The 15041-nt window shown below is 68.2% G+C and carries 9 protein-coding genes; 5 read left to right on the plus strand and 4 right to left on the minus strand.

Annotation, left to right across the window (positions count from 1 at the left end; translation table 11 throughout):
• Positions 1-30 precede the first annotated feature (30 nt).
• Both E0H75_RS38230 and E0H75_RS38235 read left to right on the plus strand, forming a co-directional pair.
• Positions 31-1767, plus strand: a complete 1737-nt coding sequence (locus tag E0H75_RS38230) for a glycoside hydrolase family protein (protein WP_131518612.1) — start codon at positions 31-33, stop codon at positions 1765-1767.
• The gene (locus E0H75_RS38235) at positions 1764-4433 is read left to right on the plus strand and encodes a glycoside hydrolase family 78 protein (protein ID WP_165554348.1); all 2670 of its coding nucleotides are present in this window, start codon (positions 1764-1766) and stop codon (positions 4431-4433) included. Before E0H75_RS38230 ends, E0H75_RS38235 begins: the two co-directional genes overlap by 4 nt.
• Here E0H75_RS38235 and E0H75_RS38240 read toward each other — a convergent pair.
• On the minus strand, positions 4417-5436 hold the full coding sequence (locus E0H75_RS38240; protein WP_165554350.1) for a LacI family DNA-binding transcriptional regulator: 1020 nt from the start codon (positions 5434-5436) through the stop codon (positions 4417-4419). The genes E0H75_RS38235 and E0H75_RS38240 overlap by 17 nt on opposite strands.
• A gap of 190 nt (positions 5437-5626) precedes the next feature.
• On the opposite strand from E0H75_RS38240, the gene E0H75_RS38245 reads away from it, so the two are divergent.
• Entirely contained in the window at positions 5627-8071 is a 2445-nt protein-coding gene (locus E0H75_RS38245) for a pectinesterase family protein (RefSeq protein ID WP_131518615.1), read from the plus strand.
• A gap of 6 nt (positions 8072-8077) precedes the next feature.
• Positions 8078-9304 carry a hypothetical protein gene (locus E0H75_RS43375; protein WP_165554352.1) on the plus strand — a complete coding sequence of 409 codons (1227 nt, stop codon included), beginning with the start codon at positions 8078-8080 and terminating at the stop codon, positions 9302-9304.
• Positions 9305-9331: 27 nt separating this feature from the next.
• Here the strand turns inward: E0H75_RS43375 and E0H75_RS38255 are convergent, their stop codons facing one another.
• From E0H75_RS38255 to E0H75_RS38265, 3 genes are read right to left on the minus strand one after another with little or no spacing between them, the layout of a single operon-like run.
• The gene (locus E0H75_RS38255; RefSeq protein ID WP_131518616.1) at positions 9332-10618 is read right to left on the minus strand and encodes a glycoside hydrolase family 28 protein; all 1287 of its coding nucleotides are present in this window, start codon (positions 10616-10618) and stop codon (positions 9332-9334) included.
• The gene (locus tag E0H75_RS38260; RefSeq protein ID WP_131518617.1) at positions 10615-12030 is read right to left on the minus strand and encodes a glycoside hydrolase family 28 protein; all 1416 of its coding nucleotides are present in this window, start codon (positions 12028-12030) and stop codon (positions 10615-10617) included. The genes E0H75_RS38255 and E0H75_RS38260 overlap by 4 nt, the downstream gene beginning before the upstream one ends.
• A gap of 10 nt (positions 12031-12040) precedes the next feature.
• Positions 12041-13432: a glycoside hydrolase family 28 protein gene (locus E0H75_RS38265; protein ID WP_202873385.1), complete on the minus strand. Its 1392-nt coding sequence runs from the start codon at positions 13430-13432 to the stop codon at positions 12041-12043.
• 170 nt (positions 13433-13602) lie between these two features.
• On the opposite strand from E0H75_RS38265, the gene E0H75_RS38270 reads away from it, so the two are divergent.
• Positions 13603-15021 carry a glycoside hydrolase family 28 protein gene (locus tag E0H75_RS38270; RefSeq protein WP_165554354.1) on the plus strand — a complete coding sequence of 473 codons (1419 nt, stop codon included), beginning with the start codon at positions 13603-13605 and terminating at the stop codon, positions 15019-15021.
• The last annotated feature ends 20 nt before the right edge of the window (positions 15022-15041 follow it).

Here is a 15041-nt window from a genome sequence, read left to right on the forward strand (position 1 = left end):
TCACCCCGCCTGGGGGTAAAGGTTTTCCTCATGGCGACGATCCCGGCGACCCTGCTACTCGAGGAACGGGCCGCGCTGGCGATGAACGCGGTGACCGGTCTGGCCGACGAGGACCTGGACGGCATCCCGTTCTTCAGCGCGAACCTGCTGGCCCGTCCGGCCCGGCTGGACCACGGCGACTGGGACTACGGCTCCAGCCACGGCCGGCTGACCGACGCGACCGTCCTGGCCCGCCAGATGACCGGCGGCCAAGCCGGCAACCTCGGCGGCAACCCCCACTGGGACCCACACTGGGACGCAGTCGCCGACCGCTACCGGAAGACCCTCTTCGCACTGCTAGGTGACGATGGACTGACCTACCGCCGCGTCCACCCCCGCGGCCACTGGCTGTCGAACGCCAATCTGATCGACCAGCGCGCCACTCTGCTCGCTCTGACGACCACAGTCGTCGCCACCGGCGATCCCGAAGCACAGAAAGCAGCAGACGCACAGGTCGCGGCGCTGAAGCGGATCGCGATCAAGGAGCGCGACGTCTGGTTCTACCCGGCCTCGGAGTACACCACCGAAGGGTGGCCCTCCTCGAACGCCGTCGACCTGCACCTTGCGCCCGACCCCGCATCGTTCTCCGGCCGCCTGATCATGCCGCTGCTGCGGTACCACCAGGCGACCGGCAACAGCGACGCTCTCGAGCTCTGCGAGTGGTTCGCCCGCCTGATCATCGACAAGAGCGGCGTGTTCCTCCCAGATGGCAGCTTCAACCCGGCCCGCGCGTACCGCAGCGGCCACTTCCACACCCGCGTCGGCACGCTGGAAGGTCTCGCCAGACTCGCCAGGCACACCGGCGACCACGGCCTGACCGAGTTCACGAGGCGCAGCTACGACTGGGTGCTCACCCAGGCCACCAGGTTCGGCTGGACGCCGGGTGACCTGGCCGACCAGCGCTACGAGCACGAGACCTGTTCCCTCGTCGACCTCATCGGACTGGGTACGACGCTCGCCGGCAACGGACTGACGTCGTACTGGTCGGTGGTGGAGCGGTTCGTCCGCAACCACCTGGCAGCGTCGCAGTTGCGCGACGTGAGCTGGGTGGAGTCCGCTCCGGACCGCTCAGGTGACGAGCCGGGCTGGCGGACGTACGTCGATGTGGGCGGGCGGGTCCTGGGTGCGTTCTGCGGGTACGGCGCTCCGAACGACTACGTGTCCGACGTACCACTCGGCCGGGGCCACACCAACGACGTACAGGCGTGCTGCGTCGGCTCCGGCGTTCGCGGACTCTTCTGGGCCTGGAACAGCATCATCACCGGCGACGCCGATGTGACCCGCGTCAACCTGCTCCTGACCCGCGCGCACCACGCCGTCGACGTCGTGAGCCACCTGCCGGTAGAAGGCAAGGTCGAGCTCCACATCAACGAGCCGGTGGAGGAACTGCGTGTCCGCATCCCGGAGTGGGCCGGGTACGCGCGGCTGACGCTCAACCGGGGCGACGAGACGCGCACCGGTGCCGAGCGCATCTGGGCGCCGGACGGCTACCTCGCGATCCCGCAGCCGCAGCCGGGGGAGCGGATCACCGTGACGTTCCCGATGGTCGAGCAGAGCACCACCGAGTTTGCCGCTGGCAACGAATTCCGGACCACCTGGCGTGGCGACGACGTTGTCGCGATCGACCCGCCCGGCCGGTCCCGGCCCATGTACGGCGATCGGCCGGAACACGCCGGCGGTCTGCGCGACTACGAACTCCACCGACCCGAGACGGAGTGGTCCTGGTGACAACTGGCTGGCTGCTGACCGATCCACCGACAGTGGAAGCGCTGACGCCGTACGACCTGCGCTGCGAGCACCGGACAACACCGCTGGGCATCGGGACCGCGAAGCCCCGACTCAGCTGGCGGCTCGCGTCGCCCGTGCGTGGCGACCGGCAGGAGGCGTTCCGGGTCCGTCTGCTGCGTGACGGCGTGCAGGTGTGGGACTCCGGTTGGCGGACCGAGGACCAGACGTACGTCGACCACGGTGGCGCACCGCTGACGTCGCAGACCGACTACGTGTGGACGCTGGAAGTCCGGGACACCGGCGGCCACCAGACCGAGGTGTCGGCAACGTTTGCCACCGGTCTCCTCAACAAAGAGGAGTGGGAGGCGCACTGGCTAGAGCACGACTACGACACCGATCCGAAGTTCGAGCCACCGGTCGACCGCGCAGAGCCGCGGTCGGTGCGCCAGGCCACCATCGCACCGCCGCGCTACTACCGCCGTTCCTTTGAGCTGAGGCAGCCGGTCGCGAGAGCTCGCGTCTACGCCACAGCGCACGGCCTCTATCAACTCAGCGCCAACGGCCAGCGGGTCGGAGCGGATGAGCTGACACCGGGCTGGACGGACTACCGCGAGCGCCTCGCCTATCAGACGTACGACGTCACGCACCTCCTGCGTGAGGGCGAGAACGTCATCGGTGCGGTGCTCGGCGAGGGCTGGTGGTCCGGGTACGTCGGCTGGGACACCCGCAGTCACGCGCACCACTACGGCAAGAAGCCGCAATTGCTTGCACAACTGGTGGTCGACCACCCGGACGGCTCCCGCACCGTCGTTGCAACGGACGCCGCCTGGGTCGAACGCCCCGGTCCGATCCGCTTCGCCGACCTGCTGATGGGCGAGTCGTACGACGCCCGACTCGAGCTCGGCGACTGGTCGAGCCCCGGCTACGACGCTGCGGACTGGGCTCCCGCGGGCGACATGGGAGCCGACCCGTCCACCCTGATCGCCGCAACGACTGAGCCGGTCCGCGTCACCGAGGACCTGCCGGCCAGAGAGGTCACCGCGCGCGGCAACGGCCGCTTCATTGTCGACCTCGGCCAGAACATCGCCGGTCGCATCCGGCTGCGCATCCGCGGCGCACAGGCCGGCGACCGCATCCGCCTGAGACATGGCGAGATGCTCGAGTCCGACGGTGAGCTCTACACCGCCAACCTCCGCACCGCGGACGCGACCGACTACTTCGTCAGCGCCGGCGCAGCCGAGGAGTACTTCGAACCGATCTTCACCGTCCATGGCTTCCGGTACGTCGAGATCGATGGCTACCCGGGCGAGCTGACGACGGAGGACGTGACCGGTCGGGCCCTGCACTCCGACACTCCGGTCGCCGGGCGCTTCGAGTGCTCCGATCCGGGCGTCAACCAGTTGCTGAGCAACATCCGCTGGGGCCAGCGCGGCAACTTCGTCAGCGTCCCGACCGACTGCCCGCAGCGCGACGAGCGACTCGGCTGGACCGCCGACGCACAAATCTTCCTGCCGACCGCGGCGTACCAGGCCGATGTCCTCACGTTCTTCGACAACTGGCTCGCCGACCTCGCCACGGCCCAGACCGACGACGGCGCGATCCCCGATGTGATCCCGCACGTCATCACCGGACGCCACGGCACACCGGCCTGGGCCGACGCGGCGACCATCGTGCCGTGGACGCTCTACCGCATGTACGGCGACGACCGCGTACTGCGGAAGGCCTGGCCGTCGATGCGTCGCTGGGTCGACTACGTCCACGGCGCCAACCCGGACCTGATCTGGCGCAACCGCACCAGCGGCCACTACGGCGACTGGCTCCAGGTCGGCGTCCGCACTGACCGGGATGTGCTCGCGACCGCGTACTTCGCCCGCAGCGTCGAGTTCACCGCCGCGGCCGCCCGGGTCCTCGGACTCGAGGAGGAAGCCGCGGCGTACGGCGAACTGTGGGAGCGGATCGCGGAGGCGTTCCGGAAGGAGTTCGTCGATGCCGAGGGCAAGGTCCGTGGCGACACCCAGACGGGCTATCTGCTGCCACTGGCCTTCGGACTGCTGCCCGAGGAGGATGCGGCCGTCAAGCACCTCGTCGCTGATCTGGAGCAGAGGGACCGATCATTGACGACTGGGTTCGCCGGAGTCGCACTGCTGTGCCCGATCCTGACGAAGTACGGGCACTCCGACCTCGCGTACGACCTACTGCACGACGACCGGTATCCGTCCTGGGGTTACTCGATCAAGCACGGCGCGACGACGATCTGGGAGCGCTGGGACGGCTGGACCGAGGAGAACGGCTTCGGCCCGGTCGCGATGAACTCCTTCAACCACTACTCGCTCGGCTCGGTCGGCGAATGGCTGTACGCCGACGTCGGCGGCATCAGTCAGGCACCGGAGTCGGTCGGCTTCCGGGACCTGGTGATCAGACCGCGCCCCGGCGGCCGCCTGACCTGGGCACAAGGCTCCTACGACACACCGACAGGCCGAGTCTCCACTCGCTGGGAGATCACCGACGGCGTACTGCGCCTTGACGTCGTCGTACCGCCAGGAGCCACCGCGACGATCCACGTCCCGACCCCAGACCCGGACTCGGTCCGCGAGTCCGGACAACCACTGGGTCAGCAGGTGTGCAGAGTCGGCTCTGGCACCTACAGCTTCACCGCGACGGCTTGACCGTACGACGCCGTCGCGGCCGGGCTGTCGACCCTCGGACCACAAGCTCACCCGAGAGATGAGTTGTCGCCGTCGAGGCGGTGGGGCTGAAGTGCTGCCACGCCTGGCGGCCCAGCTCCACCGTCGAGACGGCGTACGTCGTGAGGCCCGGATCGGTGTGGGCGCTCATCGGAGCGTCGTCGACGCCGACCACGGACAGGTCGTCCGGCACCGTGATCCCCAGCTCCCGCAGCCGGCTCAGCACGCCCACCGCAACGTGATCGTTGAAGGCGATCAGCGCGGTCGGTTCGTGGGTCAACGCCTCGTCGACGGCCGCGTACCCGTCACGCAGGGACGAGCCGCACGCCACCCGAGTCACAGGCAGACCGGCCGCGCGGAAACCACGCTGCCGCTGCTGATCGGACCACGCGGTCGACGGCCCTTCCAAGTAGACGATCCGCTCGTGCCCGAGCGACGCCAGGTGGGCACACAGCTCCCGGACGCCGTGGTGGTAGTCGACGACCACGGCTCCCACTGACGGGTGCCGCAGCACCCGGTTGATCAGCACAAGCCGACGGCTGGCCTCGGCGACCTCCTTGAGCTGCGGCGCGCTCATCCGCGGCGCGCACAGCAACAGACCGTCGACCCAGCGGGCCAGCTCGATCGCGGATCGGTACTCCTGCTCCGGATCCTCCTCGGTCCCGGCGACAAGCGTGTGATGCCCGTCGCCGGCGGCCTCGGCCGCGATGCCCTTGAGGATCTCGGCGAAGTACGGGTTGCCCAGATCGGGCACCACCACGCCGATGGTCTGGCTGCTGCCGCGCAACAGCGTCTGCGCCGCGGGGTTGGGCCGGTAACCGACCTCCTGCGCGGCGGCGCGCACCCGGTCCGCCACCTGGGGTGAGACCGGCTTGCCGCCGCTGAGCACCCGGGACACGGTCGCCGTCGACACCTCCGCGAGCCGGGCCACGTCGTGGATCGTGGCCCGGCCGGCGGAGGTACGGTCGCTGGTCGGCTTTCTCACCGGATCATTGGACCATGTCCGCGGCACGATCGCTGCCACCACAGCGATGTAAACCTTTTCCCGTTTCCAGCGGATTCTGTCCGCCAAGGTCTTGACGCAGGCCCGAAGCGCTGCGACGGTAGCCGAGGAAAAGGATTACCCGCCCACCGCCCCGGGCAGCTGCCACGGCGGTCCGCGCGAGGAGACCACCGTGAGAAACCGCCTGTTGAGCCTGTGCCTGGCCGTCCTGCTGGGCCTCGCCACTCTGACCGTGCCGGCCGGTACGGCGACCGCCGCCGACAAGTCCGCGACATTCGGGCCGTTCGATCCGCGGATCGAGCTGGACGGTCACTGGGGCCGCGACGACGACGTGGCGATCACGGTGAACTCGGGCTCGTCGCTGCGGTTCCGCTTCACCGGTGATCGGCTCGGCGCCTGGTTCGACACCGAGGCGATCACGAACCCGGCCCAGCTGTACGTCGCGGTCGACGGCGGCGATCCGGTGCTGGTGAAGGTCGACGAGGACCACAAGGTGTTCGTCGAGGGACTCGATCCGGCGTTCGCGCACACGGCCGAGATCGTGGTGAAGGACGTCGACGAGTACGCGAACCGCTGGACGGTGCCGCTGCAGTCCGGCGTCGTACTGGAGAAGGTCGAACTCGCCCCCTTGGCACAACTGGTCCCGCTGCCGACCACGGCCGAGCATCGCATCGAGTTCTATGGCGACTCGATCACGCAGGGCGTGATGGCGCTGTGCGCCGAGCTGGGCAGTGACTGTGCCGACGGGAGCAAGAGCTACCCGCACCTGGTCGGCGAGGCGTTCGGCGCGGACACGAACCAGGTCGGCTTCGGCAAGCAGGGCATCCTCCAGCCTGGTCACGGCAACGTCGGTACCGCCGCAGACTCGTTCGGCTGGAACCTGGCCGGCTCCCAGGCTGAGCCGACCGACCCCGGCGCGGTCGTCGTCAACTTCGGCACGAATGACGCCGCCTACGACAGCGCCGAGTTCACCCCGGCGTACCTCGCCTATCTCCGCAAGATCCGGGCCGCCGATCCGCACACCCTGATCGTTGCTCTACGCCCCTTCAACGGCACGCACACGGCCGACATCGCCGCCGCGGTCCGCGCCGCGAAAGACCGCAGAATCGTGTACGTCGACACGACCGGCTGGCTCGGACCGGACGACTACAACGGCAGCACCCATCCCAACGTCCAGGGCCACCAGGTCGCAGCCGCCAAACTCACCACGGTCCTCGAACACCTCACCGGCTGGCAGCCGACCCTCTCCGGTGACACCGCCAAGCTCTCACCGAGAGGTACGGCGAATTCCACCTGCTCGGACACGCCACTGACGATGACCTTCCGCGGGCCGGTCCGACTCGGTGTCCGCGGCAAGCTCCAGATCCACAAGGCCGGCGGCGAGGTCGTCGACACCATCGACCTCGCGGACCTCACGTCGTACCAGCGGTCGGTCGGTGACGCGCGGACCGACTTCGGCGAGCTGCACACGTGGAAGTACCAGCCAGTGGTCGTTGACGGGCGGACCGTCTCGATCCATCCGCATCAGCGGCTCGCGCCCGGGCAGGTGTACTCCGTGACGGTCGATCCAGGGTTCGTCGTCGGCCATCCCGGGATCACCACGGGCTGGACGTTCCGGAGCCGGCAGGACCCGAGGACCGACAGCCGCTTGAGGGTCGACGGCAGCGGTCACGCGGACTTCTGCACAGTCCAAGCGGCGATCGACTTCGTGGCCGAGGGCGACAAAGCGACGATCGACGTGGCGCCGGGCCTGTACCGCGAGCTGGTCTGGGTTCCGCCGACCAGGCCCGGGATCACCATCTCGGGTGCGGGCGCCGGCCGGACGGTGATCGGCTACCCGAACAACAACCTGCTGAACGGCGACTCCGCGATGGCGAACGTGCCGATCGAGCAGGCGTACTGTCAGCGTCGCGTCATCCCGCAGTCGGACCGTTTCAACTGCTGGCGCGCTGCGATGGCTGTGTTCGCCGACGACTTCACGATGACGGACGTGACCGTGCAGAACCTCACGCCGTACCGCGGGTCCCAGGCCGAGGCGTTCTTCGGCAACGGCAACCGGATGGTGCTGGCCCGGCTCCGGATCCTCGGGTATCAGGACAGCCTGCGGCTACAGGGTCAGGCCTTCGTGACCGACAGCTACATCGAGGGCGATGTCGACTTCGTCTGGGGGACCGGTGGCGTCTTCATGCAGGACTCGGAGCTCAAGGCGCTGCACGAGGGCTACTACAACCAGGTCCGCAACATCGACAACGGTCCGGGCAACATCTTCGTCCGGGTTCGGCTGACCAGGGCTCCCGACCTACCCGATGACAGCGTGTTCCTCGCGCGGGCCGAGCTCAGCCGGTTCCCGACCAGTCAGGTCGTGTTCATCGACTCGGCGATGGACAGCCACGTGAAGACGACCGGCTTCCAGATCACCAGCCCCAACGACTGCGCGGCCGCCGGTCAGATCCGGTTCTGGGAGTACCACAGCACCGACCTCGCCGGCCGCCCGATCGACACCAGTGCACGACTGGCGTGCTCCCGGCAGCTCGGCGACGACGAGGCGGCGCAACTGCGCGACCCGTCGTACGTCTTCGGCGGCTGGCACCCGGTCGTTCCCCGCCCCGAAAGGTGAACCAGAATGAGCATCGTCAATCGCAGATCCGTGCTCGGAGGAGCTCTCGCCGTGACCGCCACCACCGCAACCGGCTGGCCGGCCGCGGCGTCCGCTGAGACACCCGCTGCGCCCGCGGGCGCTCCGGCACCGCGCCCCGTCGCACCGGTGAACGCCGAGATCGCCGCCGCCCACGCTGCGGTGTACAAGACTCTGCCCGAGGTGGTCGTCGGGGTCGACGTCGAGGACCTGATGAAGATCCACACCGCCGCGGACGCCGACGCACTCCGCCCCCAGTTGGTCGCCCAGGTCTGGAAGGACACCGGCGTCATGCCGACCGGTCTCCCGACGGTACGACGCGACGTCGGTGTGCCGGCCGAGTTGCCCGCGTTCACCGGCGTACGTCGGTATGACCGGCTCGAGGTGGCGATGCCGTTCGGGTACGTCGCAACCGTGTTCGTCCTGGAGCCGACGCGGAGCAAGCACCGCCGGGTCGCGTTCTACCACAACGGGCACGGCGAGCCGCTCGACACGATGCAGCGAGTAGCGCAGGGGCTGCTCGACCACGGCTACACGGTGCTGTTGTTCGCGATGCCCTTCTACCACTGGAATCCGAAGACCATCCAGGACCCGGCGGACCCCTCCGTGCAGCTGCAGCCGTCGCACAATGATCTGCCTCAGTGGGAGTCCCTGTCGTACTCACCGCTCGCGCTGTTCCTCGAGGCGCTCGCGGTGTCGATGAACTACGTCCAGAAGACCTACCGGCCGTCGTCCGTGCAGATGGTCGGGCTGTCCGGAGGTGGCTGGGCGACGACCATCTACCCGGCCCTCGATCCACGCATCACCCGGTCGTACCCGACCGCCGGATCGCTGCCGTTCTTCGTTCGGCCGGGCTCACCGAAGCCCAGCCCGACGCGCGGGGACTGGGAGCAGCGGCAGGACATGCAGCCCGGGTTCTACGGCCTGGCTGACTTCCCTGACCTCTACGCGCTGGCCGCGGTCGGGCGGCACCGCCGGCAGATGCAGATCCTCAACCGGTTCGACGAGTGCTGTTTCAACGGTGTCGGCCACCGCTCCTACGAGGCCGCCGTCCGGCAGCGGATCGCGATCATCGGCACGGATGCCGTCAGCAACGAGTCGAACGGTCACTGGGAACTGCTCGAGGACGCCACCCACGGCGAGCACACGATCAGCCCGTACGCCTTGTCCGTCATCCTCTGGGACCTCGACGTCCACTGCGCCCACCTCCCGTGATGTCAGGGCGTGTCTCCCAGACCCGCCCTAGCGGAGCTGGTGGACGTCGGTGATCGGGTGCCCGTTGACCGTGACGTTGTCGAAGCTCAGCGCCGCGTGCTGGACGGTGCTGGGCGCGTCGACAGTGAAACTGCAGTCGATCAGCCGGAAGTCCTGGATCGGTGAACGCCGGTAGCCGCGCAGCATCAAGGCGTTGCGAGCACGCTCGACCTTGATGCCGCGCAGCTCCACGTTGCGCACGTACGGCGTGAGCGGCCCGGTGTCGCCCTCACCGCGGAAGAAGTTGCACTGGACGACCTCCTTGGTGAGGTTGGAGATCGTCAAGTCCTTCAGATAGACGTTCTCGGCGAAACCGCCGCGGATCGCGTTGGTCTTGATGTACAGACCGAAGTACAGGCTCGGACCGCCGATCGTGCAGTCGCGGACGAACACGTTCCGGATCCCGCCGGTCAGGTCCGACCCGAGGGTGATCGCGCCGTACTTGACCCGCATCACGCACTGCTCGATCAGGACGTCCTCCGTCGGCACGTTCACGAGCAGCCCGTCCGCCTCCCGGCCGGACTTCAGCGCGACACAGTCGTCACCGGCGTCGAACGTGCAGCCGCGGATCACCACCGAGCGGCAGGATTCGAGGTCGACGCCGTCGTTGTTCGGGCCCTGGCTGTCGATGACGACGCGTTGGATCGTCACGTTCCGGCACAGCACCGGATGGACCTGCCAGAACGGCGACCGGACGATCGTGACGCCTTCGATCAGGACATTCGTGCACTCGTACGGCTGGATGAAGCTCGACCGCAGGTGGTGCCCGCCGCCGTACACCCGCTCTGTCACGGGGATGCCGAACGCGGCCTGCTGGCGGAGCTGCCCGAAGTCCTCGTCACAGCTGTGGAACCAGCCCCACCAGTTGTCCCAGCCGGCTTGGCCGTCGAGCGTGCCCGTGCCGGTGATCGCGATGTCGGTGCAGCCGTTGGCGTAGATCAGCGGCGAGTAGTTGTAGACCTCGAGCCCTTCGTACCGCGTCTTGACGACCGGGAGGTACAGCGCCGGATCGGTGCTGAACAACAGCGTCGCGCCCTCGGACACATGCAGGTTCACCCCGGACCGCAGGTGGATCGCGCCGGTGCGCCATACCCCGGGAGGTACGACGACCCGGCCGCCGCCGGACTCGTGACACGCGCGGATGGCGTGGGCGAGGCCGGCGGTGGCGTTGTCGGGCGTCGCGCCGTACTCGGTGATCGGGAAGTCTCGACCGGGGAAGGTCGGTGGTCGGACGTCGGCCAGGATGCGGTCGGCGTCCGACCAGCCGTCCGTCACAGCAGTTGCGCCGGGTCGGTGATCTTCTGGCCGTTGACCGTGAAGTTGCGGAACGACATGTCGACGTCCTGGATCTCGCTGACGTCGTCGATGCTGGTGAACGTGCAGTCGATCAACCGGAAGTCCTGGATCGGCGAGCGCGGGTAGCCGAACATCGAGAACGCGTTCCGGGCGTGGCCGACGGTGATGTTGCGCAGTTCGACGTTGCGCACCCTCGGCGTCAGCGGTCCGGTGTCGCCCTCGCTGCGGTAGAAGTTGCAGGAGACAACCTCTTTGGTGAGGTTCGAGATCTGCAGGTTGTCGAGGTAGATGTTCTCGGCGTAGCCGCCGCGGACCGAGTTGGTCTTGATGTAGAGGCCGAAGTACAGGTTCGGGCTGCCGACCGTGCAGTTGCGGACGAACACGTTGCGCACCCCGCCGGTCATCTCGCTGCCGATGGTGATCGCGCCGTACCGGATGTTCAGCGTGCAGTTCTCGATCAGGATGTTCTCCGACGGCACGTTCACCCGCAGACCGTCGGCGCCACGGCCGGACTTGATCGCGATGCAGTCGTCGCCGCAGTCCAGCACGCAGTCCTGGATCACGACGTACTGCGAGGATTCGGGGTCGATGCCGTCGTTGTTCGGACCGCGGCTGTCGATGTGGACGCCGCGCACGGTGATGTTGCGCGACAGCACCGGGTGGATCTCCCAGAACGGCGACCGCAGAATCGTGACGTCCTCGATCAGCACGTTGCGGCAGGACTGGGTCTCGATGAACGCCGCGCGCAGGAAGTGGCCGGCGCCGAACACGCGGTCCTTCACCGGTACGCCGTCCTCGGCCATCTGCTGCAGCGTCTGTGCGTCCGGGCTCGAGGGACCGACCCAGGACCACCAGTCGTCCCAGGTCGCGCCGCCGTCGAGCGTGCCGGTACCGGTGACGGCGATGTTCTCGCAGTCGCGGGCGTAGATGAGCGGCGAGTAGTTCATGCACTCCGCGCCCTCGAAGCGGGTCAGCACGACCGGCAGGTACTGCGCCGGATCGGTGCTGAACACGAGTGTCGCGCCGTCGGAGACGTGCAGGTTGACGTTGGATTTGAGGTGGATCGCGCCGGTGCTGAAGGTTCCGGCCGGTACGACGACCCGTCCGCCGCCGGAACGGTGACACGCCTCGATCGCGGCGGTGATCGCCGGGGTCGCGTCGGTTGTGCCGTCTGCGATCGCGCCGAACGCGGTGATCAGGAAGTCGCGGGGACGGAAGCGGGGCGGGCGGGTGTGGCGGAGGATGTCACCAACGTGTCCCCAGCCGGGACCGGTCTCCGGCCCGGGAGCCCCAGGCCCGGCCCAGGCTGTTGAGGCGGGACCCAGGGCGGATGCGAGGGCGACGCCGGTGCCTAGGCGGAGGAAGTTCTTCCGGCTGAACTTGTCGTGCATGCGGGCTCCTTCAGTTGTCCGCGCGGGTGCCGTTGATCCAGACCTGGTCGAGTCGCAGCCCTTCGACGTCCTGGATCACGTTCTCCTCGCTCATCGCATCGAAGCGGCAGTCGTACAGCCGGATGTCGCGGAGCGGGTCGTCGGGCAGGCCGAGCAAGTTCAGCGCCCGCGGCGCCGCGGCGGCGGTGAGTTGACTGATGCTGATGCCGTGCACATCCGGCGGGTAGGCGCCGGTGGTGACGTTGGCATAGTTGAGCACGATCTCGATCACCGAGTCTGCGGCCTGCCCGACTGTCACCCGGCGTACGTCGATGTTCGCGATCGTGCCGCCGCGGTCGGGATTGCTCTTGATCCGGATCGCGCGTTCCAGCCGCGGACTGCTCATCGTGCAGTCGCGGACGAAGATGTCCATGATGCCCCCGCTGGTCTCGCTGCCGGCCGTCACGCCGCCGTTCCCGTCGGCCATCTCGCAGTCGCGGACGACGGCGTACCGGGTCGGCACGTTCACCCGCCGGCCGTCGGCGTCCTTACCGGACTTGAACGCGATGCAGTCGTCGCCGGTGGAGATCGTGCAGCGTTCGATCAGGACGTCGGTGCACGACTCGGGATCGATGCCGTCGTTGTTCGGGCCGTTCGGGCTGTCGACGACCACGTCCCGGATGGTGACGTTGCGGCAGAGCACCGGGTGAATGTTCCACATCGGTGAGTCCTTGACCGTGATGCCGTCGAGCAGCACGTTCGTGCAGCGGTTGAACTGGAGCAGGTTCGGCCGGAGGTAGTGCCCGGCGCCGAACACCCGCTCCTTGACGGGTACGCCGTCCGCTGCCATTTGAATGAGCAGCGTCTTGTCCGGCGACTCGTTCGGAGGCGGTCCACCCGTCCAGTCCCACCAGTGCGTGTCATCAGCCCGACCGTCGAGGACACCGCCGCCGGTGACCGCGATATCGCGCTGCCCGTACGCGTAGACGAAGGGGGAGTAGTTGTAGCACTCGGTCCCTTCGTAGCGCGTCGCGACCACGGGCAGGTACGCCGCCGGGTCCTGGCTGAACGCCAGCCGAGACCCGGCAGCCAGGTGCAGGTCGACGCGACTGAGCAGGTGGATGGCGCCGGTCCGGAAGTTGCCGGCCGGTACGACGACGTGACCGCCGCCGTGCCGGTGACACGTCTCGATGGCGGTCCGGATCGCCGCCGTACAATCCGTCGCGTCGTCGCCGACCGCGCCGAAGTCGGTCACGTCGTACCACCGATCGCGGAACCGCGGTGGCCGGATCCGGCGCAGGATCGCGTCCACCTGGGGATCGGGTGATGGTCGGCCGGCGGCGGCCGGGGCGGTACCTCCGCCGACGATCGCAAGCGCTCCGCTGGCCAACAGGAGAGTACGGCGACGAACTGGGGCGGACATGCTCAGCCTCCTCGACAGGCAGTGCAGAGTGCAAACGATTGCAACCGATCGTGCCGTCGTCGGCCGGTGCTGTCAACGGCTGGCGCGGACGAACTCTTGACCGGTCCGGAATTTCTTGGATACTTGCGGGCAAAGGTTTGCCCGCACAGGTCGAACGGAAGGTGCCGCCCATGCATCCCACTCGCCGTCAGATCCTCGGCGCCGGCCTCGGCGGAGTAGTTGCTGCAGGCATCGGGGTTCCCGCACTGGCGTCGAGTGCCCGCCTCGCGTCGGGTGTCGCCCCTGAGCAGGCCGTCCGGGCACGGATCCGGCCGCCTCGGTTCCGCGACGCGTGGTTTCCAATCACGCCGTACGGCGCGACGCCGGAGGATGCGACCGCCGGGATCAACGCGGCGATCCGGGCCTGTCACGATTCCGGCGGCGGCCATGTCGTCGTACCTCCCGGTGTCTGGCAGACCGGTGCGATCCAGTTGCTGAGCAGGGTCGACCTGCATCTGCAGCGCGGTTCGACGCTGCGGTTCAGCACCGACCCGGTCGACTACCTGCCCGTCGTCCGGACCCGGTGGCAGAGCGTGGAGGTGTACAACTACTCGTCGCTGATCCGCGCGGAGGGCCAGACCGACATCGGTATCACCGGCGCGGGCGTGCTCGACGGCGCCGGCGACAACGAACACTGGTGGTACCTGATCGGCAGTGGTCAGTACGGCTGGCACACCGGCCTGCCGAACCAGCGCGAGGACTGGGGCGAGCTGGAGCGGATGAACAACGAGCAGGTCCCGGTCGAGGAGCGCGTCTTCGGCGCCGGTCACTACCTACGGCCGAGCTTCATCCAGCCGTTCCGGTGCACGAACGTGCTGATCGAGGGCGTGACCGTGCTCAACTCGCCGATGTGGACGATCCATCCGCTGGAGTGTCACAACGTCACCGTGCAGGGCGTGACTGTGCGCAACCTCGGCCCGAACGGCGACGGCTGCGACCCGGAGTCGTGTACGGACGTCCTGATCCGCGACTGCACGTTCGAGACGCACGACGACTGCATCGCGATCAAGTCCGGCCGCGACGCGGACGGCCGCCGGCTCGGCCTGCCCTCGCGCGGGATCCTGATCGAGGACTGCACCTTCGTCAGCGGCGGTGCCGCGGTCGCGATCGGCAGCGAGATGAGCGGCGGGATCGAGGACGTCTGGGTACGCCGCCTGCAGATGCCGGCCGACCCTGCCGCGGAGGAGGCGTACATCCAATGGGTGCTGTGCGTGAAGTCGACCTCGACCCGTGGCGGGTATGTACGCAACGTGGACTTGTCCGGCGTCGACTCCCGCGCGTGGATGTATCGTCCCCTCGAGATCACCTTCAGCTACCAGGGTGGTGGCGACCAGTCGCTGTTCCCCGACGTCCGCGACATCCGGTTCGACCGGGTCCGGGTGGCCCGGGCCGAACGGGCGTATCGCATGGTAGGAGCACAGACGCAGCGGATTCGTTCCGTGGCGATCACGAACAGCCAGTTCGACCAGGTCGCGGCGGAAGCTGTCGTACAGTACGCCGACGATGTGACGATCCGGAACGTCTGGATCGCGGGCACGAGGGTGGGGTGACCAAACCCCGTCCCGCAGAG

It is taken from the genome of Kribbella capetownensis (assembly GCF_004331485.1).
GTDB lineage: Bacteria > Actinomycetota > Actinomycetes > Propionibacteriales > Kribbellaceae > Kribbella > Kribbella capetownensis.